The following is a 21,256-nucleotide window of genomic DNA, read 5'->3' as shown; positions in this document are numbered from 1 at the left end:
AGACCACTACATATCAGTCGAGGGGAACGGCGAGCAGAGCAGTCAGCTCGCGAGAGAAGGCGGCCGTGCGTTCGCCGAGGGGCTCCAACAGCCGGTCCAGCAGCGAGCTGACCAAAGCGACGGCGGGTTCGACGGTGGAACGGCCGTGTGGAGTCAGCGAAAGTCGCACGGTTCGTGTGTCGACGGCATCCCGTGTGCGCGAGATGAACCCAGCCGCCTCCAAAGAGCGCGCCAGCTTCGACACGTACAAGGCCTCAAGACCGGTGTGGTCGGCCAGTTCGCGCTGTGACGGACGTTCCAAAGCAAGCAGTGAGGCGAGTACGACGTACTGCGCGTGCGTTAGCCCGAGGGGATCCAACGCGCGGTCAACGGCCGTCCGCCACTTCATCGCCAAACGCCACACGAGATGCCCAGCGGAGAACTCTGCACTGCTCATGGCAGATACAGTACATAGCTACTATATACATGGCTACTATGTTGTGGCCGCGTGGCCGCCGATCCGGACCGTCAGTTCGTCGGCCGCCTTGCGGACCTCTTTGGCCAGCTCGGGCCAGGTCTGTCCGCACGGCGTGTCACACAGGTGCCGGAACGTCAGCGTGATCGCCGCGATCGGCCGTTCCCCGTGGTCGAACACCGGCGCCGCCACCGACGCGAACCCGGCGGTCACGAACCCGTCCTCGACCGCCCAGCCCTGCCGGCGTTCCGAGGTCAGCGCCCGGCGTAGTGCCGGCAGGTTGTGCGGGCCCCGGCCAGTCCGGTCGACGAACGACGCGACGGACGGGAACAGTGCCCTGACCTGCGCGGGAGGTACGTGAGCCAGCATCGCGCGCCCGGAGGCCGTCAGATGGGCCGGCAGGCGGACACCGACGTCGGACACGATCGCCTGCGGCTGCCGGGGCTGTTCGCGCACCAGGTAGAGGGCCTCCGCGCCGTGCAGAACACCCAGATGCGCGACTTTTTCCATCCGATCGGCGAGCCGTCGCAGCAACGGACGGGCCAGGCGTTCCAGCGGGTCGTGCCGCAGATACGCGGACCCGAGCTCGAACGCCGCGACGCCCAGGCCGTAGCGCTTCTCCTCGGGAAAGTGGGTCGCGAAACCTGCCTCGGTGAGTTCCGACAGCAGGTGATAGGTCGTTGACCTGGGCAGATTAAGCTCGCGCGCCACCGACGCCGCGGAGACCGGACCCGGTCTGCCCGCCAGCAGCCGAAGGACCGAGAGACCTCGCCGCAGCGCGGGAACGTCACTGCTGCTGCCCACACCCGTGATTTTCCCACGTGATCCAGCCCACGCCGTTCCGCCATCAGTGCACACTCAACAGAACAGGTCGTCGCGGCGTTGTAGGGGACGTGACGGTTTTGAAGGGGGTCGGGATTGACACCGAGTTTCGATGACTTCGTGGCAGAACAGGTGACCCCGTTGCTGCGCTATGCCACCGTGCTCACGTGTGACCCGCACCTGGCCCAGGACGTGGTCCAGGAAGTGCTGCTGCGCGCGCAGCAGAAGTGGGATCGCATCGGTTCCGTCGACCTCCCTCACGCCTACGTCAAGCGCATGGTGACCAACGAGTACCTCTCGTGGCGCAGGCGCAGGGCCGCCAAGGACGTCGCCCTCTGCATGACGACGCTGGAGTCCGTCACACCGCCCGTCGGAGACACGACGCACCACTACGACGAGCGGGAAGCCATGTTGCAGCGGATCGCCAAGCTCCCCCGCAAACAGCGGGCCGCGGTCGTGCTCCGCTACTACGAGAACTACGAGGACTCGGAGATCGCACAGATGCTCGGTTGTGCCGAGGGAACCGTGCGCAGCCACATCTCGCGTGCGCTGGCCACACTCCGCCTGGATCACACGCCGGAACCCGCTGGTGTCGGGTTGCGGCTCGGGGAGGGCCTGTCGTGAACGACACCGAACAGCTCGTCAAGGACGCGCTCGGCAAGCTCGCCGAACGCACCCCGCACCCGGGGCCGACGCTCAACGCCCTGCGGCGCAAGCGCAAGCAGCAACGCAACAACATCTTCCTGATCGCCACCGCCGGCATGGCCGCCGTCGCCGTCCTGATCTTCGCGGGCCTTGTCGCGAGCGACAGGTACACGCCGCCGAACCACAACGACGCGGCCGCCGCGCTCGTGCCGGACCGGCCGGCCGGCCAGCCCATCGCGCTCAAGTACACGCCCCACTGGCTGCCGGACGGGTTCGTCGAGACGCACCGCGCCATGTCCGGGGACCAGGTCAGCCGCGACTGGGTGCCGGCGGGCAGCAAGGGCAACCCGCTGGAGCAGGCCGAGCAGCCGCGCGTCACGGTGCAGACCATCAAGGACCTGCCGGCGGACCACGACAAGTTCGAGAAGGTCAGCGTCCGGGAGTTGCAGGCGTGGGTCCTCGTGCACGGCTCCGTGGCCGAGCTCTTCTGGAAGGCGCAGGACGTCATCAACGTGACCGTGCGCGGGACAGCGGACCCCAGGGCGGTCGCGCTGCGAGTGGCGGACTCCGTGCGGATGGACGCGAAGGCCACCTTCCTGCCGCCGTTCTGGCTCGACGGCAAACCGGCTACCGAGGTCTGGGGCGACTCGGCCTATTCCTGGTCCGCGAGGTGGGCAGGCGAGAAGTACGGGGTGACGGTGTCGACGAGCGCCCCGGCCAAGACCGACGGCGCGCTCCTGACCCTGCGGGGGCAGAAGGGCTCCCTGATCGACGACAGCACCGTCGCCGTGCGGGACAGCAGCGGCTTCTGGATCACCGTCAACGGTGCGCGTGGGGAGCGTGACGCCCTGGTGGCCATCGCCGGCCGCGTCCAGCTCCAGATCGTGCCCCAGCCCGACACGGTGTGGATCGGCAAGGGCGTCTAGCCCCTGTCTGGGATACCAGACGCCATCACGCGCTCCGGGGTCGCTGAGTCGGCTCCGGAGCGCTGTGATGTCTGCATGACACAACCGGTGGAGCTGGGTCCGAAGCCTCTGACCCTCGAGGACGTGCACGCCGTCGCTCGCGACGGTGCCCCGGTGACGATCACCGAGGCGGCCCGCGAGGCGGTCACCACCGCCCGCGGCCACATCGAACAGCTCGCCACGGCCGAACGCCCCACCTACGGCGTCTCGACCGGGTTCGGCGCGCTCGCCGTCCGGCACATCCCGCCGGACCGCCGGGCCCAGCTGCAGCGGTCGCTGATCCGCTCGCACGCCGCCGGCTCCGGTCCCGAGGTCGAGCGCGAGGTCGTCCGGGCGCTGATGCTGCTGCGGCTGCGCACCCTCTCCACCGGCCACACCGGCGTCCGGCTGTCCACTGTGGACGCCATGGCCGGGATGCTGAACGCCGGCATCACGCCGGTGGTGCACGAGTTCGGCTCACTGGGCTGCTCCGGCGACCTCGCGCCGCTGAGCGCCAACGCGCTGGCGTTGATGGGCGAGGGCATGGTCCGCAACGCCCGCGGCGAGCTCGTCCCCGCCGCGGAGGCGCTCGCCGAGGCCGGCATCGAACCGGTGCGGCTGGCCGAGAAGGAAGGCCTCGCGCTGATCAACGGCACCGACGGCATGCTCGGCATGCTGTCGCTGGCGATCGCGGACCTGACCAGGCTGCTCGACATCGCCGACCTCACCGCCGCGATGAGCGTCGAGGCGTTGCTCGGCACCGACCGGGTCTTCTCCCCGGAGCTGCACGCGCTGCGCCCGCATCCCGGCCAGAACCTCAGCGCCGCGCGCATGCTCGCGTTCCTGCGCGACTCCGAGATCGTCGCCTCGCACCGCGGCCCCGACTGCACCCGCGTGCAGGACGCGTACTCGCTGCGTTGCTCCCCGCAGGTGCACGGCGCGGCGCGCGACACCGTGGCGTACGCGGCGACGGTGGCCGATCGCGAACTGGCGTCGGTCATCGACAACCCGGTGGTGCTCGCGGACGGCAGGGTCGAGTCCAACGGCAACTTCCACGGCGCACCGGTCGCCTACGCGCTGGACTTCCTCGCCATCCCGCTCGCGGACGTGGCTTCCATCGCCGAACGCCGCACCGACCGCATGCTCGACGTCTCGCGGTCGCACGGCCTGCCGCCGTTCCTCGCGGACGACCCCGGCGTCGACTCCGGCCACATGATCGCCCAGTACACCCAGGCCGCGATCGTGTCCGAGCTCAAGCGCCTGGCCGTGCCGGCGTCCGTCGACTCGATCCCGTCCTCCGCGATGCAGGAGGACCACGTGTCGATGGGCTGGTCCGCCGCCCGCAAGCTGCGCAAGGCCGTGGACGGCCTCACCACCGTCCTGGCCATTGAGCTTTTGACCGCCGCGCGCGCTCTCGACCTGCGCGCACCCCTCAAGCCCGCCCCCGCGACGGCCGCCGCCGTGGCGAAGTTGCGCGAGACGGTCCAGGGCCCCGGCCCCGACCGCCATCTCGCGCCCGAGATCGCTGCCGCCGAGGCCCTGATTCGAAGTGGAGCTCTGTAATGGTCGTGCGCGCTGAACGTGGCACCGAACTGACCGCGAAGAACTGGTCGACCGAGGCCGCTCTCCGGATGTTCCACAACAACCTCGACCCGGACGTCGCCGAGCGCCCAGAGGACCTCGTCGTCTACGGCGGCACCGGCAAGGCCGCGCGCGACTGGCCGTCGTTCGACGCGATCTCGCGCGAACTGGCCCAGTTGGAGGCCGACGAGACGCTGCTCGTGCAGTCCGGACGCCCCGTTGGCGTCATGCGCACGCACGAGTGGGCGCCGCGCGTGCTCATCGCGAACTCGAACCTGGTGCCGGACTGGGCGAACTGGCCGGAGTTCCGCCGCCTGGAGGCCGAGGGCCTCACGATGTACGGGCAGATGACCGCCGGTTCATGGATCTACATCGGCACTCAGGGCATCCTGCAGGGCACCTTCGAGACGTTCGCCGCCGTCGCCACCAAGCGCTTCGGCGGTTCGTTGAAGGGCACTCTGACCGTGACGGCCGGTCTGGGCGGCATGGGCGGTGCGCAGCCTCTCGCCGTGACGATGAACGAGGGCGTCGCGCTGTGCATCGAGGTCGACCCGCACCGCGCCCAGCGTCGTCTGGAGACCCGCTACCTCGACGAGATCGCGGACGACCTGGACTCGGCGATCGAGCGCGTGCTGGCCGCGAAGGCCGCCGGTGAGGCCGTTTCCGTTGGTGTGGTGGGCAATGCGGCGGAGATCCTGCCCGAACTGCTGCGCCGCGAGGTCGCCGTCGACATCGTGACGGACCAGACGTCGGCGCACGACCCGTTGGCGTACCTGCCGGTGGGTGTGGCATTGGAGGACTGGCAGGACTACGCCGCCGCGAAGCCGGAGGAGTTCACCGACCGTGCGCGGGCTTCGATGGCCACGCACGTCGAGGCGATGGTCGGCTTCATGGACCGCGGCGCCGAGGTGTTCGACTACGGCAACTCGATCCGCGGCGAGGCCCAGCTCGGCGGCTACGACCGCGCGTTCGCGTTCCCCGGCTTCGTGCCCGCGTACATCCGGCCGCTGTTCTGCGAGGGCAAGGGCCCGTTCCGCTGGGCCGCGCTGTCCGGCGACCCGGCCGACATCGCCGCCACCGACCGCGCCATCCTGGAGCTCTTCCCGGAGAACGAGCAGCTCGCCCGCTGGATCAAGATGGCAGGTGAGCGCGTCGAGTTCCAGGGCCTGCCCGCCCGGATCTGCTGGCTCGGCTACGGCGAGAGGCACCTGGCCGGCCTGAAGTTCAACGAGATGGTGGCGTCCGGCGAGCTGTCCGCGCCGATCGTCATCGGCCGCGACCACCTCGACTGCGGCTCGGTGGCCTCCCCGTACCGCGAGACCGAGGCGATGGCCGACGGTTCCGACGCGATCGCGGACTGGCCGCTGCTCAACGCCCTGGTCAACACGGCCTCGGGTGCGACGTGGGTGTCCATCCACCACGGTGGTGGGGTGGGCATCGGACGGTCGATCCACGCCGGGCAGGTGACGGTCGCGGACGGCACCGCGCTGGCGGCGCAGAAGATCGAGCGCGTGCTGACCAACGACCCCGGCATGGGCGTCATCCGGCACGTGGACGCCGGGTACGACGAGGCCAAGGCCGTGGCCGCGGACAAGGGCGTACGCATCCCGATGGAGGGCTGAAAATTGTCAGACCTCGCTGGGATAATTGAAATTGGGGGACCCCCAGGAGGGGACCCCTGCGTGAGCCTGCGGGTGGAGGCGTGATGCTCGACCAGATCACCGACGTCGGGCGCGACCTCAAGCGCGGCGGCTACTCGCGCCACGGCTACAACAAGCCGGAACTCGAACTCCGGCACTGGTTCGTCGAGCAGGCGGTCAGGCGCGGCCTGAACGTCGAGACCGACCAGAACGGCAACCTCTGGGCGTGGTGGGGCGAGCGCGGCGACAACGCGCTCGTCACCGGCAGCCACCTGGACTCGGTGCCCGGCGGCGGCGCGTTCGACGGCCCGCTCGGCGTGACCAGCTCGCTGCAGGCCGTGGATCTGTTGCAGGCCAAGGGGTTCAGGCCGCGCAGGCCGTTCGCCATCGCGGTCTTCGCGGAGGAGGAAGGCGGCCGGTTCGGGGTCGCGTGCCTCGGCTCCCGGCTGCTGACCGGGGCCATCTCCCCGGAGAAGGCGTTGAGCCTCAAGGACCCGGACGGCATCACGCTGGCCGAGGCCATGAAGGCGGCGGGTTACAACCCCGACCTGGCCGGCAAGGACGAGCGCGCCCTCAAGCGCATCGGCCAGTTCGTCGAGCTGCACGTCGAACAGGGCCGCGGCCTGACGGTGCCGGTGGGCGTGGCGAGCAGCATCCTCGCGCACGGCCGGTGGCGCTTCACGTTCTCCGGCGAGGGCAACCACGCCGGCGCGACGTTGATCGAGGACCGCCGCGACCCGATGCTCCCGGCCTCGCAACTCGTCCTGGCAGCCAGAAAAGCAGCCCGGGACGGCGGGCGTGCCACCGTGGGAAGGCTCGTCCCCAACCCCGGTGGCACGAACGTCATCGCGTCCACTGTGGACGTGTGGCTGGACGCGCGGGACAGCGACGACGCGCGCACCCGCGCGATGGTCGCGGAGATCTCCGAGGCGGCGCGCCAGGCCGCCAAGGAGGAGGGCTGCGAGGTCACGATCACCGAGGAGTCGTACGGCGACACGGTGTACTTCGACCCGAAGCTCCGCGACGACATCGCGGGCGCGCTCGGCGGCGTTCCGGCGCTGCCGACCGGAGCGGGCCACGACGCGGGCATCCTCGCGGAGCACGTGCCGACGGCGATGTTGTTCGTGCGCAACCCGACCGGCGTGAGCCATGCGCCGGAGGAGTTCGCCGAACAGGCCGACGTCGACGAGGGCGTCAGGGCGCTGGCCGCGACGATCGAACACCTCGGCTCATGAACTTCTGGTGCGAGCGAGCCTGGTTGCCCGACGGGCTCGCCGAACGCGTGCTGATCAGGGTCGAGAACGGCAGGATCGCGAGTGTGTCCACAGTGGACACAATTCCGCTGGGCGTGCGCAGGCTGTACGGCGTTGTCGTGCCGGGCTTCGCGAACGCCCACTCGCACGCGTTCCACCGTGCGCTCAGAGGTCGTACGCACGACGGTGGTGGCACGTTCTGGACGTGGCGCGAAGGCATGTACGCGCTGGCCTCCAAACTGACGCCGCAGTCGTACTACCGCCTCGCCCGCGCGGTCTACGGCGAGATGGCGCTCGCCGGTGTTTCGTCCGTCGGCGAGTTCCACTACGTGCACGACAGGTCGAACGAGTTCGGGTACGCCCTCAGAGAAGCCGCGAGTGACGCGGGCATCCGCCTCACCCTGCTCGACACCTGCTACCTCGCGGGCGGCATCGACCAGCCGCTCAACGAGGTCCAGCAACGCTTCTCCGACGGCACCGCCGAGGCGTGGGCGTCCAGAGTCGCCGAGCTCAAGCCCGACGACGTGATGAAGGTCGGCGCCGCGATCCACTCGGTCCGCGCGGTCCCGCGAGCCGAGCTTTCCCTGGTGGCGCAGGCGTTTCCGGACGCACCACTGCACGTCCACCTCTCCGAGCAGCCCGCGGAGAACGAGGCGTGCCTCGCGGCGTACGGCCTCACCCCGACCGGTCTCCTCCAGGAAGCCGGCGCGCTGTCACCTCGGACAACGGCCGTGCACGCCACGCACCTCACGCCCGAGGACATCGCGGCCCTGGGCAGCACGGGCACCGGCGCGTGCTTCTGCCCGACCACCGAGGCCGACCTCGCCGACGGCATCGGGCCGGCCCGCGAGCTGGCCGACGCGGGCAGCCCGTTGTCGCTGGGCAGCGACCAGCACGCGGTGATCGACCCGTTGCTGGAAACCCGCGCGCTGGAGCACAACGAACGTCTCCGCACCGGCCAGCGCGGGCGGTTCTCCCCAGCGGAACTGCTTCAGGCCGCCACCCGTCACTCCGCGCTCGGCAGGGAGGGCGGACGCATCGAGGTCGGCGCGCCCTGCGACCTCGTGGCCATCAGCTGCTCGACCCCGCGCACCGCGGGTTCGTTGCCGCAGCAGGTGTTGCTGTCGGCGACGGCGTCCGATGTGGACACCGTGGTGGTCGGCGGCCGGGTGGTCGCGAGCGGTGGCGTGCACGAGACTTTGGGAGACGTCGGCAGGCTGCTGACGGACGCGATCGAGGAGCTGTGGGCATGAGCGTGCTGATCACCGGCATCGGCGAGCTGACCACGAACAGCGAGGCCACCGGCGACGCGCTGATCATCGACGGCTCGGAGATCGCCTGGGTCGGCACAGCCGCGCAGGCTCCGGCAGCGGACGAGCGGGTCGACGTCGAGGGACGTGCGGTGCTGCCGGGCTGGGTCGACAGCCACACCCACCTGGTGTTCGCAGGTGATCGCACCGCCGAGTTCGGCGCGCGCATGGCCGGCAAGCCCTACACCGCGGGCGGGATCGCCGTGACGGTGAACGCGACCCGCCAGGCCACCGACGCCGAACTGGCGGAGGTCGTCCGCAAGCACGTCGCCGAGGCGCTGAAGCAGGGCACGACGTTCGTGGAGACCAAGACCGGCTACGGCCTGAACGTCCCGGACGAGGTGCGCAGTGCCCGCATCGCCGCCGAGCACGCCGACGAGGTGACGTTCCTCGGCGCCCACCTCGTCCCGCCCGGCGAGGATGCCGACACCTACGTCGACCTGGTTCGCGGCGAGATGCTCGAGGCCGTCGCACCGCTCGTGCGCTGGGCCGACGTGTTCTGCGAGAAGGGTGCCTTCGACTACGACCAGTCGAAGGCCGTTCTGGTGGCCGCGCGGGAAAAGGGCCTGGGTCTGCGCGTGCACGGCAACCAGCTCGGCGAGGGCCCCGGTGTGCGTCTCGCGGTCGAGCTCGGCGCCGCGTCGGTCGACCACTGCACCTACCTGTCGGCCGACGACGTCGACGCGCTCGCGTCGTCGGACACGGTCGCCACGCTGCTGCCCGCGTGCGACCTCTCGACCCGCCAGTCGCTGCCGCCCGCACGCGCCCTGCTGGACGCCGGTGCCACGGTCGCGCTGGCCAGCAACTGCAACCCCGGTTCCTCCTACACCTCGTCGATGGCGTTCTGCGTGACGACAGCGGTCCTGCAGATGCGGATGACCGTCGAGGAAGCGGTCTGGGCGGCGACGGCGGGTGGCGCGCGGGCGGTGCGACGGGACGACGTCGGCGTGATCAGGCCTGGTGCGCGGGCGGATCTCCACGTGCTGGACGCTTCGTCGATCACGCATCTGGCGTATCGGCCAGGCGTTCCGTTGACGTACTCGGTGTGGCGCAAGGGTGAACGAGCCATTTGAGACAGGGGTCCCATCACCCTCCGTGTGGGCCTACTGGCGGAGGGTTGGGCGCCGTACGGTGGCGCCGTGGTGGATTTCGCCGAGGCCCTGACGAAAGCCGTCGACAACAGCGGCCTCAGTCTCGAACGCATCCAGCACCACCTCGCCGCGCGCGGCATGCAGGTGAGCCTGTCGACGCTCAGCTACTGGCGCCGCGGCCGCAGCCGTCCGGAACGCCCCGAGTCGTTGAAGGTCGTCGCAGCGCTGGAGGAACTGCTCGACCTCGGCGAGGGGTTCCTCACCGACCGGCTCGGCGAGAAGCGGCCGCGCGGGCGGTGGGTCGGGCAGGCGATGTCCATCGAGGACATGTGGGACTCGCGGGCCATCGACCTCGGCGAGGTCATGGCGCGGATCGACCGGCTGCAGCCGGCGGCGTCGACGTACGTCAGCGTGCAGGACCGGCAGGTGATCGGGCCGGACCGCCGTGAGGTCTCGAACCGCTGCACCGGCGTCGTCCAGGCGTTGGAGGACGGCGTCGACAGGTTCCTCGCCATCCAGCTCGCCGACGCCACGGACCTCGGGGTGCCGACGATCGAGGCGGGGCCGCCGTGCCGGCTCGGCAGGGTGCGGGGTGAGGACTCCACCGGGTTCCTCGTCGCGGAGATCCTGTTCGACCGGATGCTCAGGGCAGGGGAGACGGCTCTCGTCGACTACACGGTCCGGATGCGACCCGGTGCGGACAGCGAGGTCTGCGACCGGCGGTTCCTGCGGCCGGTGGGCGAGTACACGCTGCAGATCGACTTCCATCCGGACGCGGTGCCCGCGCGATGTTACGAGTTCGCGCGACCTTCCTTGCAGGAACCGGAAACCGCGTTGAACGACCTGTGGATCGGGACGACCGCTTCGACGCACATCCACGTGCGGAACGTGAAGCCCGGAATCTGTGGTGTGCGGTGGGAGTGGGAGTAGCCGCTACTCCCACTCCCACCGCAAGCGCCCCCAGTCGATCGACGAGCCCGGCCGAGCCGCATTCGGCCTGCCCGTCGAGGGCGCTCAGGATGGCCGTCGCCGCTGCAGGGTTGCGGCGACGGCAGGCTCGACGTCCACGAAGCTAACGCGACCTGTGGGGTTGGCGACAGGTTCGAAACTTCAGTTCTCAATACTGTCAAAACTGTGGTGAAGGCCGATGAGAGCGCTCCCATGGCAACCATGCATGAAAGTTGGTAGTCAATTGAGAACTGTCGAGAGTTGATTGTGCTCACGGGCTGTCGATCGGGTGACAATGGCGGTAGTATCCATCATTCTATGCGGTCCCATTGAAATCTGCTGGGAGGGTAATTCTTGTTCATGCGTCCCCGCGGAGCGATTCCCTTGATTGCGGTAGCGGTTCTCCTGGCGGCCTGTGGTGAATCCGGCGCAGATCCCGCGAACTCCGCCGGGAAATTTCACGGCGGCCCTGGAGTGACGCAGGACAAGATCTACCTGGGTGTTCTGAGTGACCTTTCCGGCCCCTTCGCCTCAGGAGGGAAGAACGTCACCGAGGGCAATCAGCTGTTCGTTGACAAGGTGAACTCCGAAGGCGGCATCTGCGGTAGGAAAGTCGAGCTGATCGTACGGGATCACGCTTTCGACGCCGAAAAAGGAAAGAAGGAGTACCTGGACCTGGAGCCGGAGGTGCTCGGATTCGTCCAGCTCGTCGGAGCGCAGATCGCCGAGTCGATCGAGGACGACATTCTCCACCAACAGGTCCTGACGGCGCCGACCTCGTGGAAAAGTGCCCTGCTCGACAACCCCTACATGATGGTGGTCGGAGCGACCTACAAGGTCGATGTCATGAACGGCATCGAACACCTGATGCGGGAGGGTCTGCTGGCCCGCGGAGACACGGTGGGGCACCTGCGCATCAGCGACGAGAACGAATATGGTGACGACGCCGTCGCCGGTAGTTCCTTCGCTGTCAAGCAGCTCGGCCTCAATCTGACGCAGGCGGCACTCAAGGACGCTGATCCGGACATGTCGCCGGGGATCGCGGCCTTCAAACAAGCGGGCGTGAAGGCGATCGTCCTGAGCACCAACCCGCGGCAGACTGCGAGTGCCGTCGCCGCCGCCGCGCAGCTCGGGCTCGCCGTTCCGATCATCATCAACAATCCCGGCTTCGCCCCTGAGCTGTTGCAGGGGCCACTCGCGGCGGTCATGGAGCGTCAGGTCTTCGTGCTGTCGTCCGTCGCCCCCTTCGATGCGGCGATTCCTGGCTCCCGCCAGGTCGCGATGGAGTACCGGTCGACTTTCCCGCAGGGAGTTCCGTCCATGGCGGTCAACTACGGCTACCTGGTCGGGCTGAGCTTCGGCTCGGTGCTGAAGCGGGCCTGCGAACGCCAGGACTTCTCCCGCGAGGGCGTCCAAAAGGCGTTCCGCGAGGTCGAAAGCGTGGAGTCGGGCGGCATTTCCGTACCACTGAGGTTCTCCATCACCGGCAGGCCGTCCGCGACGCAGACGTTCGTGCTCCGGCCCGACTCCAAGGTGCCGGGAGGGCTCACGATCGCCAAGAACCAGTTCGAGTCGGAGGTGGCCAGGCGAGCCGGTCGGTAATGCCTGGAGCAACTCCACGTGGCACTACGTCCTGCCGCGGGGCAGGGTGGGTGTCATGGAGTACACCAACCTCGGTCGCAGCGGCCTGTCCGTCTCCCGCCTGTGCCTCGGCACGATGAACTTCGGTCCCGAGACCTCCGAGGCCGACAGCCACGCGATCATGGACCGCGCCCACGAGCACGGCCTGAACTTCTTCGACACGGCCAACGTCTACGGCTGGAAGCAGGGCGAAGGCGTCACCGAGAACATCATCGGCCGCTGGTTCGCCAAGGGCGGCACCCGTCGCGAAAGGACGGTCGTCGCCACCAAGCTCTACGGCAGCATGGGTGACTGGCCCAACGAGAACAAGCTGTCGGCGCTGAACATCCGCCGAGCCGCCGACGCGTCGTTGAAGCGCCTGCAAACGGACTACATCGACCTGTACCAGATGCACCACGTCGACCGCGACACGCCGTGGGACGAGATCTGGGAAGCCTTCTCCGTGCTGCGCCAGCAGGGCAAGGTCATCTACTTCGGCTCGTCGAACTTCGCGGGCTGGCACATCGCCCAGGCCGCCGAGGCCGCGCGCACGCGCGGTTTCCTCGGCCTCGTGTCCGAGCAGTCGATCTACAACCTGATGACCCGCTGGGTCGAGCTGGAGGTCCTGCCGGCGGCCAAGCACTACGGCCTCGGCGTCATCCCGTGGTCGCCGCTGCACGGCGGCCTGCTGGGCGGCGTCCTGCGCAAGCAGCGCGAGGGCGGCGCTTCCCGCAGCGCGTCCGGCCGGTCCGCGGACGCGCTGGAGAAGTACCGCGACACGATCGATGCCTACGAGAAGCTCTGCGCCGAACTAGGGGAGGACCCGGCGAACGTCGGTCTCGCCTGGTTGCTGCACCAGGAGGGCGTGACCGCGCCGATCATCGGGCCGCGCACCGTCGAGCAGCTCGACAGCTCGTTGCGTGCCGCGGAGTTGAAGCTCGACGCGGACGTGCTGGCGAAGCTGGACGAGCTGTTCCCGGCACCGGCTCCGAACGGGTCGAAGCCGGCTCCGGAGGCCTACGCCTGGTAGCCGTCGCTAGTCGGTGGCCAGGACGATCGTCTCGTTCGCGGGGAGTCTGCCGTCGGCGCGTCGTTCCATGATCGACAAGCCGACGGCGATCCTGCGGAAGTGCACAGCGTGTTCGTGGCTGGTCTCCAAAGCCAGGCACAACGCGGCGATCCGCAACTCCTTCGCGAGTCGTCCGGTCAGCGGCCTGGTCCTGGAGAAGACCGCATCGACGACGCTGATGAATTCGTGCTGGACGGCTTGCCCCCAGACCGTCAGCGGAGCGCTTCGGGCGAGGTCGACATCGCGGGTGCCAAGGCCGGGATGTGCGACGATGGTGAAGTCGTCCGCATAGCCGACCAGGTCGCCGAAAGCGCTGAGGAACCCGGAGTGGGCGTCTTTCGCATACAGCTCTGACTGGCGGACGGTGTGGAACAGGGCTTGGCCGATCGCGTTCTCGAACACCGAGACTCGCGGAAACTGGCCCAGCTTCAACACCTCCAGCCCTGGTGCGTTTGGCACGTACAGCACCGATCCCGGTGCCGCCAGGGCCTTCTTGGCTATGACCAGGACCGCGATGATGTCGGTCAGTGACGCCAAATCGTCTTCCGTTTCGTCGCGCAGTGTGGAAGATGAAAGCTCGGGAGGCTCAACGCCGCTCAGGAGACGTTCCGTGTCGTCGACCCACACGCCGAGTGAGCCGAGGTTCTTGGCCAATGACAACGTGCTCAACTCCGCGCTGCGGGCGAGGCGGAAGGTCTGTTCGACCGCGATGACTTCGTTGACCCAGTCGACGAATGCCTTCGCATCCTCGTGCCACACGCCCTGAACCGGTTCGTCAGGGCCGACGAATGGCCCCTGGGCGACGCGGTGTGGCTGGGATTCGAGGAACAGACGGTAGATGCGGTTGGTCACGGGCGCAGTGCACACGCGCGTGCCCTGGTCGGTGCGGATAACTTTGCGCAGATGCCGTGAGACCACGACCTGGGTCATGAGTCCGCGCATCGCCGGGTCCGAGTCCGGCTTGAACGCCGTCTCCAGCAACTGGTCGAGCGCTGTGCGAAGCTCGGGATCCAGCTCGTTGCTCTCGTCCGCGCAGTCGAACGCCAGTGACAGCGCCCGAACCGTGCCGGAGTCGAGGCACGCCTGGACGACCGGGTCGGCGTTGGCGCGCGCGACGTGCAGCAATGTCGTCTCGCGCCACCACACGTCGTCGACGTTGTCCACCAACACCTGCGTCAGCTGCTTCTCGCGGATGTGGTGTGCCGCCAGATATTCCTGGAACGTCAGGTGCGCGAAGGCGAAGAGGTCGCGCTCACGTTCCAGCAGCAGGCCGCTGGACGTCATGTCCGCGAGGAAGTCGTCCTCGTTGGTCGTGCGTGCCATGCGCCGGAGGAACGGGCGAAACTCGATCTTGATGCGGTAGCGACTGATGTCGCGGAGCTGGCGGCTCATCATGGTGTGGGCCAGTTCGCTGAGGAGCGTCAGCTTCTGGTCGCCGGTCAGCTCCGACGTGAGTTTCTTGGCTTCCTGCCGTCGCCACAGCAGCACCTGGCAGATCTCGTTGTACAGGTCCACCCGGCTGCCGGGCAGCGCGCCGCGGAATTTGTGCACGTTCGCGATCATGGTGAGTAGCAACGGGTTCACGGTCAGCTCGTACAGCGGCGGGTTCTGGTGCAGGCGTTCGAGGAGGTCGGTCGCTTCCGCCTCCGCGCGCAGGGCCACTTCGGCGGATTTCGCGCCCGTGCTGCGCTTCTCGAACGCGAAGTACCAGCTGCGCACGAACCTGGTCACCTGCTGGTCGGTGAAACCGCGCACCTGCACGGCCGCCGCACCCGCGATCGGAGCTGTTTGGTAGCCCTGCGGCCGGGAGGTGATCACGAAGTCGTTGTGGCGGTAGTTCTGGACCTGGTGCTCGATCCAGTCCGACACCACGCGCCGGTTGCCTTCGTGGGCGACCTCGTCCAGGCCGTCGAGCAGGACGACGCACGAGCCGGCGCGCAGCCTCTTCGCGAACCAGCCCGGCGGAGCCTCGCGGTGGATCAGATCCGGCAGCGCGACGCCCTCCGTGATCGCCTGGACGTGGTCGCGCAGGTAGAGCAGCACCGGGATGCGGCGCCGGCGTCGGCGGCGGGTCCGGCAGACCAGCAAGGCCGTGTGGCGCAGGAGAGTCGTCTTGCCGCAGCCCGGTGCGCCGATCACCGCGAGCAGTACGGCTTTCGGCCGGTCGATCAGGTCACCGATGAAGTGCCGGTCGGGCTGGACGTGCTGGTGCCCCAGCACATCCGAGGGCACGTTCGAGGGGTCGCTGAGCACGAGGCTGACGTCGACGAAGACCTCGTCCAGTTCGGGCGTGTAGAAGCCGATCGTGGCGAGGCCCTTGAGGTCGATGAACCTCAGGCTGCCGAGCACCGACTCGTGGTAGCGGCGCTCGAACCCGGACAGGCGCCGCCGGAGGCTTTCGTCGATCGACTTGGCGATCGGGTCCTTCCAGCGGTTGCGCAGCTCGTCAGCTGTGCCGCCGGCGAGCTTGCCCACGAAACCGAGTCCCACGACCACGAGCTCGTACGCCGCGAGCAGCAGCAACGCCTGAACTGGGTGTGCCTTGGCCCAGGTCTGCAGGAAGGCGAAGGCAGCGGCCGGTGGTGCGACGGCCGCGCCGAGCAGGCCGAGGATCTTCCCCATTCTCCTCTAGTCGCCGCAGGGGCACGGGGTGTGACGTTATTCGCGGTGACTAGTCCTCGAAGTCGTCCTCGTCATCGCGCGCCAGATACGTGGCGAAGCGCTCGATGGCGGTCTCGAAGTCGGGGTTGGCGTCGACGAAAGCACGCAGCTTGTCGGCGAGCAGCGCAAAGCTGATCTCCTCCTCGCCGCGCCGCTTCTCGAGCTCCTCGATGCCGCGATCCGTGAAGTACATGGCAGAACTCCTCTGCAGTGCTGAAGAAAACGAGCCGCCGGACCCCAAGGGAATCCGGCGGCTCGTTCGCTTCAGTTCCGGCTTACTCGAACGCGCGGGTGATGATCTCGCGCTGCTCGACCTCGTGCACCTTGCTCGAACCGGCCGACGGGGCGGCCATCGGGCGGCGCGACACGCGGCGGACGGTGCCCAGGTGCTCGGGCAGCAGCTCCGGCAGGGCCAGGCCGTAGAACGGCCAGGCACCCTGGTTCGCCGGCTCCTCCTGCACCCAGCGGACGTCCTTCGCGTTCGGGTAGCGGTCCAGGGTCTCGGTCAGCTTGCGGGCCGGGACCGGGTAGAGCTGCTCGACGCGCACGATCGCCACGTCGCCGCCGCCGCGCTTCTCGCGCTCGGCGTGCAGCTCGTAGGAGATCTTGCCGCTGCACAGCAGGACCTTGGTGACCGCGTTCGGGTCCTTGATCGTCGGGTCGTCCATCACCGAGTGGAAGCGGTCGCTGATGAACTCCTCGGTGCCGCTGACGGCTGCCTTGAGGCGCAGCATCGACTTCGGCGTGAACACCACGAGCGGCCGGTCGACGCCGTCGAGGGCGTGGCGGCGCAGCAGGTGGAAGTAGTTCGCCGGGGTCGACGGGACGGCGACGGTCATGGAGCCCTCGGCGCACAGCTGCAGCCAGCGCTCGATGCGGCCCGACGTGTGGTCGGGGCCCTGGCCCTCGTGGCCGTGCGGCAGCAGGATCACGACGTCGGAACGCTGACCCCACTTGGCCTCACCGGACGAGATGAACTCGTCGATGATCGGCTGCGCGCCGTTGACGAAGTCGCCGAACTGCGCCTCCCACAGCACCAGCGCCTGCGGGTTCGCGACCGAGTAGCCGTACTCGAAGCCGACCGCCGCGAACTCCGACAGCACCGAGTCGTAGACCATGAACTTGCCCTGGTCGTCCGACAGGTTCTGCAGCGGCGTGTACTCGTCGCCGGTCTTGCGGTCGACCAGGGTCGCGTGCCGCTGCACGAACGTGCCGCGGCGCGAGTCCTGACCGGCCAGGCGGACCTTGCGGCCCTCCATCGACAGCGAGCCGAGCGCGAGCAGTTCCGCGAACGCCCAGTCGATGCCGCCCTCGCGCGCCATCTTCGCGCGGCGCTCCAGCACCGGCTTGACGCGGGCGTGCGGGGTGAAGCCGTCCGGCAGGTTCACGTGCGCGTCGGCGATGTGCTCCAGCACCTCGCGCGAGATGCCGGTGGGCAGCTTCGCCGGGACCTGCTGCTCGGCCTCCACCGACGGGCTGACCGTCACCGGGTGCTTCTCGAGCTCGCGGACCTCGTTGAAGACGTGCTCCAGCTGGCTGGAGAAGTCCTGCAGCGCCTTCTCGGCCTCTTCGACGGTGATGTCGCCGCGGCCGATCAGGGACTCGGTGTAGGTCTTGCGGACCGAGCGCTTCTGGTCGATCACGTCGTACATCGCCGGCTGCGTCATCGAGGGGTCGTCGCCCTCGTTGTGGCCGCGGCGGCGGTAGCAGACCATGTCGATCACGACGTCCTTGTGGAACGCCTGGCGGTAGTCGACGGCCAGCTTCGCGACCCAGTAGCAGGCCTCGGGGTCGTCGCCGTTCACGTGGAAGACCGGCGAGCCGATCATCTTCGCGACGTCGGTCGAGTACTTCGAGGACCGCGAGTGCTCCGGCGCGGTGGTGAAGCCGACCTGGTTGTTCACGACGATGTGGACGGTGCCACCGGTGCGGTAGCCGCGCACGAGCGCCAGGTTCAGCGTCTCGGCGACGACACCCTGACCGGCGAAGGCCGCGTCACCGTGCATGGCGACCGGCAGGACGGGGAAGACGTCGCCGCCCCGGTCGATCAGGTCCTGCTTGGCGCGCACGATGCCCTCGAGCACCGGGTCGACGGCCTCGAGGTGCGACGGGTTCGCGGTCAGCGACACCTTGGTCTCGCCGTCGCCGAACATGCGGAAGTACTTGCCCTCGGCACCGAGGTGGTACTTCACGTCGCCGGAGCCGTGCGCCTGACCGGGGTCGAGGTTGCCCTCGAACTCGCGGAAGATCTGCGAGATCGGCTTGCCGACGATGTTCGCGAGCACGTTCAGCCGGCCGCGGTGCGGCATGCCGATGACGACCTCGTCGAGCTCGTGCTCGGCGGCCTTGTCGAGCACCGCGTCGAGCAGCGGGATGACGGTCTCGCCGCCCTCCAGCGAGAAGCGCTTCTGGCCGACGTACTTCGTCTGCAGGAACGTCTCGAACGCCTCAGCCGCGTTCAGCTTGCTGAGGATGTACTTCTGCACGGTGGCCGGCGGCTTCTCGTGCGGAACCTCGACGCGGTCCTGGATCCAGCGGCGCTCTTCGGGCTCCAGGATGTGCATGTACTCGACGCCGACGGTGCGGCAGTACGAGTTGCGCAGCACACCGAGGATGTCGCGCAGCTTCATCCGCTCCTGGCCGGCGAACCCGCCGACCGGGAACTCGCGGTCGAGGTCCCACAGCGTCAGGCCGTGGCTGAGCACGTCCAGGTCGGCGTGGGAGCGCTGGCGGTAGTTCAGCGGGTCCGTGTCGGCCATCAGGTGGCCGCGGGTGCGGAACGCGTCGATCAGCTCGATGACGCGGGCCGTCTTGTCGACCGCGCCCTCAGGGATGTCGGCGACCCAGCGGATCGGCTCGTAGGGCAGCCGCAGCGACGCGAAGATGTCGTCGTAGAAGCCGTCCTCGCCGAGCAGCAGCTGGTGGATCCGCTTGAGGAACTCGCCCGACTCCGCACCCTGGATGATGCGGTGGTCGTACGTGGAGGTCAGCGTGATGATCTTGCTGACGCCCATGTCGGTCAGGGCCTGCTCGCTGGTGCCCTGGAAGTGCGCGGGGTACTCCATCGCGCCGACGCCGATGATCGCGCCCTGACCGGACTGCAGCCGCGGCACCGAGTGGTTCGTGCCGATCGTGCCGGGGTTGGTCAGCGAGATCGTGGTGCCGGAGAAGTCGTCCGCCGTCAGCGAGCCGGAGCGAGCCTTGCGGATCAGGTCCTCGTAGGCCTGCCAGAACTGCGTGAACGTCATGTTCTCGCAGCCCTTGACCGACGCGACGACCAGCGTGCGCTGCCCGTCCTTGCCGGGCAGGTCGATCGCCAGGCCGAAGTTCACGTGCTCCGGCGTGACGACGAACGGCTTGCCGTCGACCTCGGCGTAGTGCCGGTTCAGGTTCGGGTAGGCCTGCAGCGCCCGGACCACCGCGTAGCCGATGACGTGCGTGAAGGAGACCTTCCCGCCGCGCGTCCGCTTCAGGTGGTTGTTGATGACGATGCGGTTGTCGGCCAGCAGCTTGGCGGGCACGGCGCGCACGCTGGTCGCGGTCGGAACGGTGAGCGACAGCTCCATGTTCTTCGCGATCGCGGCGGCGGCACCGCGCAACTGCTTCTGCTCGGGCTGCGCGCTCGGCGTGACCGGCGCGGCCTTCGCGGCCTGCTGCGGCGCGGGCTTGCCGGTCTGCGGCAGCGTGGCCGCGGGCTTGGGCTGCGCGGCCGGCTTGGGTGCGGCGGGCGCGGCCTTGCCGTTGTCGGCGGCCGGCGGCGTCACGGTCGCGGTCGTGGTGGCCGTGGCACCACCCGCGCTGGCCGTGGCGGCGGCACTGCCGTTGCCGCCCGCACGCTTGTAGTCGGCAAAGAAGTCATGCCATGCCGGGTCTACGGATGACGGGTCCGCGAGGAACTGCTCGTACATCTCCTCGACGAGCCACTCGTTCGGCCCGAATTGTGACGCAGGACTGCTGCTGGACACGGCTGGCGCTCGCCTCTATCCATCTCGCTCTTGGTGTTGACTCATGCGGTAGTCAGGCTAGTCCCCCTGGCCCGGGCCTTCACACGCTGGAGGCACCTGGCAAGGAGTGCTCTGTCACAGGATCGATCAGGACGGCCCCGTCGTCACCCGCAGTTGAGCAATTCTTGATGTGTGTCTCACTACGTCGCCTCCCTTTCGGGTATTGCTCACTGAGCTGTTGGACGGGCATACGCACCGAGCGCAGTGATCAGTTCACGATGGTGGCTGTCGATGCGGTGAGCGCGACCGAACGTATGTTCGGTACGGTCGCCCAGGTGAAACTGGTGGTGCAGGTGAAGCTGCTGCCAACGCCCGCTCAGGCGGCGGCGCTGGCGGCGACCCTGCAACGAGGCTGCGCGCTATGCGTCACAGGTGGCGTTTGAGCGGGACGTGAAGTCTCGTGACGAGCTGCAGAAACTCTGCTACCACAAGATCAAAGATCAGTTTGGCCTCTCTGCGCAACCGGCGGTGCGGGTGATCAAGAAAGTCGTCGACGCCTACACCTCCATGTATGGCGAGTATCCGAACGGGAAAGGCTCGACGGACAGAAGTCCAGGCGCCGTGTCAAGGCAGACTTGAAGCCGGTCGACTTTCGCGAAGCGGCAGCGCAGCCGTTCGACGACGTCCAGTTCACTGGCTCGGCTGATCAGCTCTCGACGCTGCGCACCCACCGCCGGGGCGAGTCGGATTTGCTGTTCCGCGACGGTGCGTGGTTCCTGATCGCCGCCTGCGAAGTACCAGAGACGCCCCAGTTCGAACCCACCGACTGGATCGGTGTGGACCGCGGCATCGCTCTGGAGGAATTCCAGGGCATCCGCGACCGGGTACGGCTCCACCGGCACCAGCGAGCCACCCAGTCCAGTTGGCCCTTCTACCAGCTCGAACGACAGATCACCTACAAAGCCCGCCGGGCCGGGGTGCCGGTACTACTGGTGGACGCCCGCTACACCTCGCAAATGTGCCCCATGTGCAAGCACACATCTCGCTCGAACCGGCCTGCCAGGGACTCGTTCTCTTGCCGCTGGTGTGGTCTCGCTGGGCCCGCCGACTTCGTCGCCGCCGTGAACATCCGCGATCGGGCACGGCGTGCGTGGGTACTTGTCAACGTGCCTTATCGACCGCTGCCTGAGCAGTTGCCGGTAGATGCGGCCCGCACGCCACAGCCAGTGGCAGACGAGGAACGTGACTGGCTTGAAGGGGCGAGCGCGCGCTCG

Annotated in this window: 17 protein-coding genes; 12 read left to right on the top strand and 5 right to left on the bottom strand. The window is 68.4% G+C overall.

Annotated elements, in window-relative coordinates; all coding sequences use genetic code 11:
- Positions 1 to 13: 13 nt before the first annotated feature.
- Positions 14 to 436, bottom strand: a complete 423-nt coding sequence (locus tag B0F77_RS40725; protein WP_086668407.1) for a MarR family winged helix-turn-helix transcriptional regulator — start codon at positions 434 to 436, stop codon at positions 14 to 16.
- A gap of 36 nt (positions 437 to 472) precedes the next feature.
- Positions 473 to 1,258 carry an IclR family transcriptional regulator gene (locus B0F77_RS40720; protein WP_086668406.1) on the bottom strand — a complete coding sequence of 262 codons (786 nt, stop codon included), beginning with the start codon at positions 1,256 to 1,258 and terminating at the stop codon, positions 473 to 475.
- Positions 1,259 to 1,372: 114 nt separating this feature from the next.
- Between B0F77_RS40720 and B0F77_RS40715 the strand changes: the two genes are divergently transcribed.
- The 10 genes from B0F77_RS40715 (at position 1,373) to B0F77_RS40670 (ending at position 13,338) form a co-directional block, all read left to right on the top strand.
- On the top strand, positions 1,373 to 1,900 hold the full coding sequence (locus B0F77_RS40715; protein WP_086668405.1) for a SigE family RNA polymerase sigma factor: 528 nt from the start codon (positions 1,373 to 1,375) through the stop codon (positions 1,898 to 1,900).
- Positions 1,897 to 2,847, top strand: a complete 951-nt coding sequence (locus B0F77_RS40710) for a hypothetical protein (protein ID WP_086668404.1) — start codon at positions 1,897 to 1,899, stop codon at positions 2,845 to 2,847. The genes B0F77_RS40715 and B0F77_RS40710 overlap by 4 nt, the downstream gene beginning before the upstream one ends.
- A gap of 75 nt (positions 2,848 to 2,922) precedes the next feature.
- Positions 2,923 to 4,428: a histidine ammonia-lyase gene (gene hutH, locus B0F77_RS40705; protein WP_086668403.1), complete on the top strand. Its 1,506-nt coding sequence runs from the start codon at positions 2,923 to 2,925 to the stop codon at positions 4,426 to 4,428.
- A complete protein-coding gene (gene hutU / locus B0F77_RS40700; protein ID WP_086668402.1) occupies positions 4,428 to 6,068 on the top strand; it encodes a urocanate hydratase in 1,641 nt (546 codons plus the stop codon). Before hutH ends, hutU begins: the two co-directional genes overlap by 1 nt.
- An 83-nt stretch (positions 6,069 to 6,151) precedes the next feature.
- Positions 6,152 to 7,321 (top strand): allantoate amidohydrolase, encoded by a 1,170-nt coding sequence (locus B0F77_RS40695; protein ID WP_086668410.1) that lies wholly within the window; start codon positions 6,152 to 6,154, stop codon positions 7,319 to 7,321.
- Positions 7,318 to 8,592 carry a formimidoylglutamate deiminase gene (locus B0F77_RS40690; RefSeq protein ID WP_086668401.1) on the top strand — a complete coding sequence of 425 codons (1,275 nt, stop codon included), beginning with the start codon at positions 7,318 to 7,320 and terminating at the stop codon, positions 8,590 to 8,592. The genes B0F77_RS40695 and B0F77_RS40690 overlap by 4 nt, the downstream gene beginning before the upstream one ends.
- The gene (gene hutI / locus B0F77_RS40685; RefSeq protein ID WP_086668409.1) at positions 8,589 to 9,722 is read left to right on the top strand and encodes an imidazolonepropionase; all 1,134 of its coding nucleotides are present in this window, start codon (positions 8,589 to 8,591) and stop codon (positions 9,720 to 9,722) included. Before B0F77_RS40690 ends, hutI begins: the two co-directional genes overlap by 4 nt.
- Before the next feature lie 66 nt (positions 9,723 to 9,788).
- Positions 9,789 to 10,670 carry a hypothetical protein gene (locus tag B0F77_RS40680; RefSeq protein ID WP_143467185.1) on the top strand — a complete coding sequence of 294 codons (882 nt, stop codon included), beginning with the start codon at positions 9,789 to 9,791 and terminating at the stop codon, positions 10,668 to 10,670.
- Between the two features lie 378 nt (positions 10,671 to 11,048).
- Complete coding sequence (locus B0F77_RS40675) at positions 11,049 to 12,290, top strand: ABC transporter substrate-binding protein (RefSeq protein WP_086668399.1); 1,242 nt, start codon at positions 11,049 to 11,051, stop codon at positions 12,288 to 12,290.
- Positions 12,291 to 12,345: 55 nt separating this feature from the next.
- Entirely contained in the window at positions 12,346 to 13,338 is a 993-nt protein-coding gene (locus B0F77_RS40670; RefSeq protein ID WP_086668408.1) for an aldo/keto reductase, read from the top strand.
- Between the two features lie 6 nt (positions 13,339 to 13,344).
- On the opposite strand, the gene B0F77_RS40665 is transcribed toward B0F77_RS40670, so the two are convergent.
- The 3 genes from B0F77_RS40665 to B0F77_RS40655 form a co-directional block, all read right to left on the bottom strand.
- On the bottom strand, positions 13,345 to 15,999 hold the full coding sequence (locus tag B0F77_RS40665; RefSeq protein WP_086668398.1) for an NACHT domain-containing protein: 2,655 nt from the start codon (positions 15,997 to 15,999) through the stop codon (positions 13,345 to 13,347).
- Between the two features lie 49 nt (positions 16,000 to 16,048).
- Positions 16,049 to 16,231: a DUF6104 family protein gene (locus B0F77_RS40660; RefSeq protein ID WP_086668397.1), complete on the bottom strand. Its 183-nt coding sequence runs from the start codon at positions 16,229 to 16,231 to the stop codon at positions 16,049 to 16,051.
- Positions 16,232 to 16,313: 82 nt separating this feature from the next.
- On the bottom strand, positions 16,314 to 20,003 hold the full coding sequence (locus tag B0F77_RS40655) for a multifunctional oxoglutarate decarboxylase/oxoglutarate dehydrogenase thiamine pyrophosphate-binding subunit/dihydrolipoyllysine-residue succinyltransferase subunit (protein WP_086668396.1): 3,690 nt from the start codon (positions 20,001 to 20,003) through the stop codon (positions 16,314 to 16,316).
- 257 nt (positions 20,004 to 20,260) lie between these two features.
- Here B0F77_RS40655 and B0F77_RS49375 point away from each other — a divergent pair, with 257 nt between their 5' ends.
- The gene (locus B0F77_RS49375; RefSeq protein WP_211294285.1) at positions 20,261 to 20,425 is read left to right on the top strand and encodes a hypothetical protein; all 165 of its coding nucleotides are present in this window, start codon (positions 20,261 to 20,263) and stop codon (positions 20,423 to 20,425) included.
- Positions 20,426 to 20,617: 192 nt separating this feature from the next.
- On the top strand, positions 20,618 to 21,256 hold a 639-nt coding region (locus tag B0F77_RS40650; RefSeq protein WP_211294284.1), incomplete at its 3' end, for a zinc ribbon domain-containing protein.

It is taken from the genome of Lentzea kentuckyensis (genome assembly GCF_002150765.1).
Lineage (GTDB): Bacteria > Actinomycetota > Actinomycetes > Mycobacteriales > Pseudonocardiaceae > Lentzea > Lentzea kentuckyensis.
This window is presented reverse-complemented; position numbering and strand designations above follow the sequence as displayed.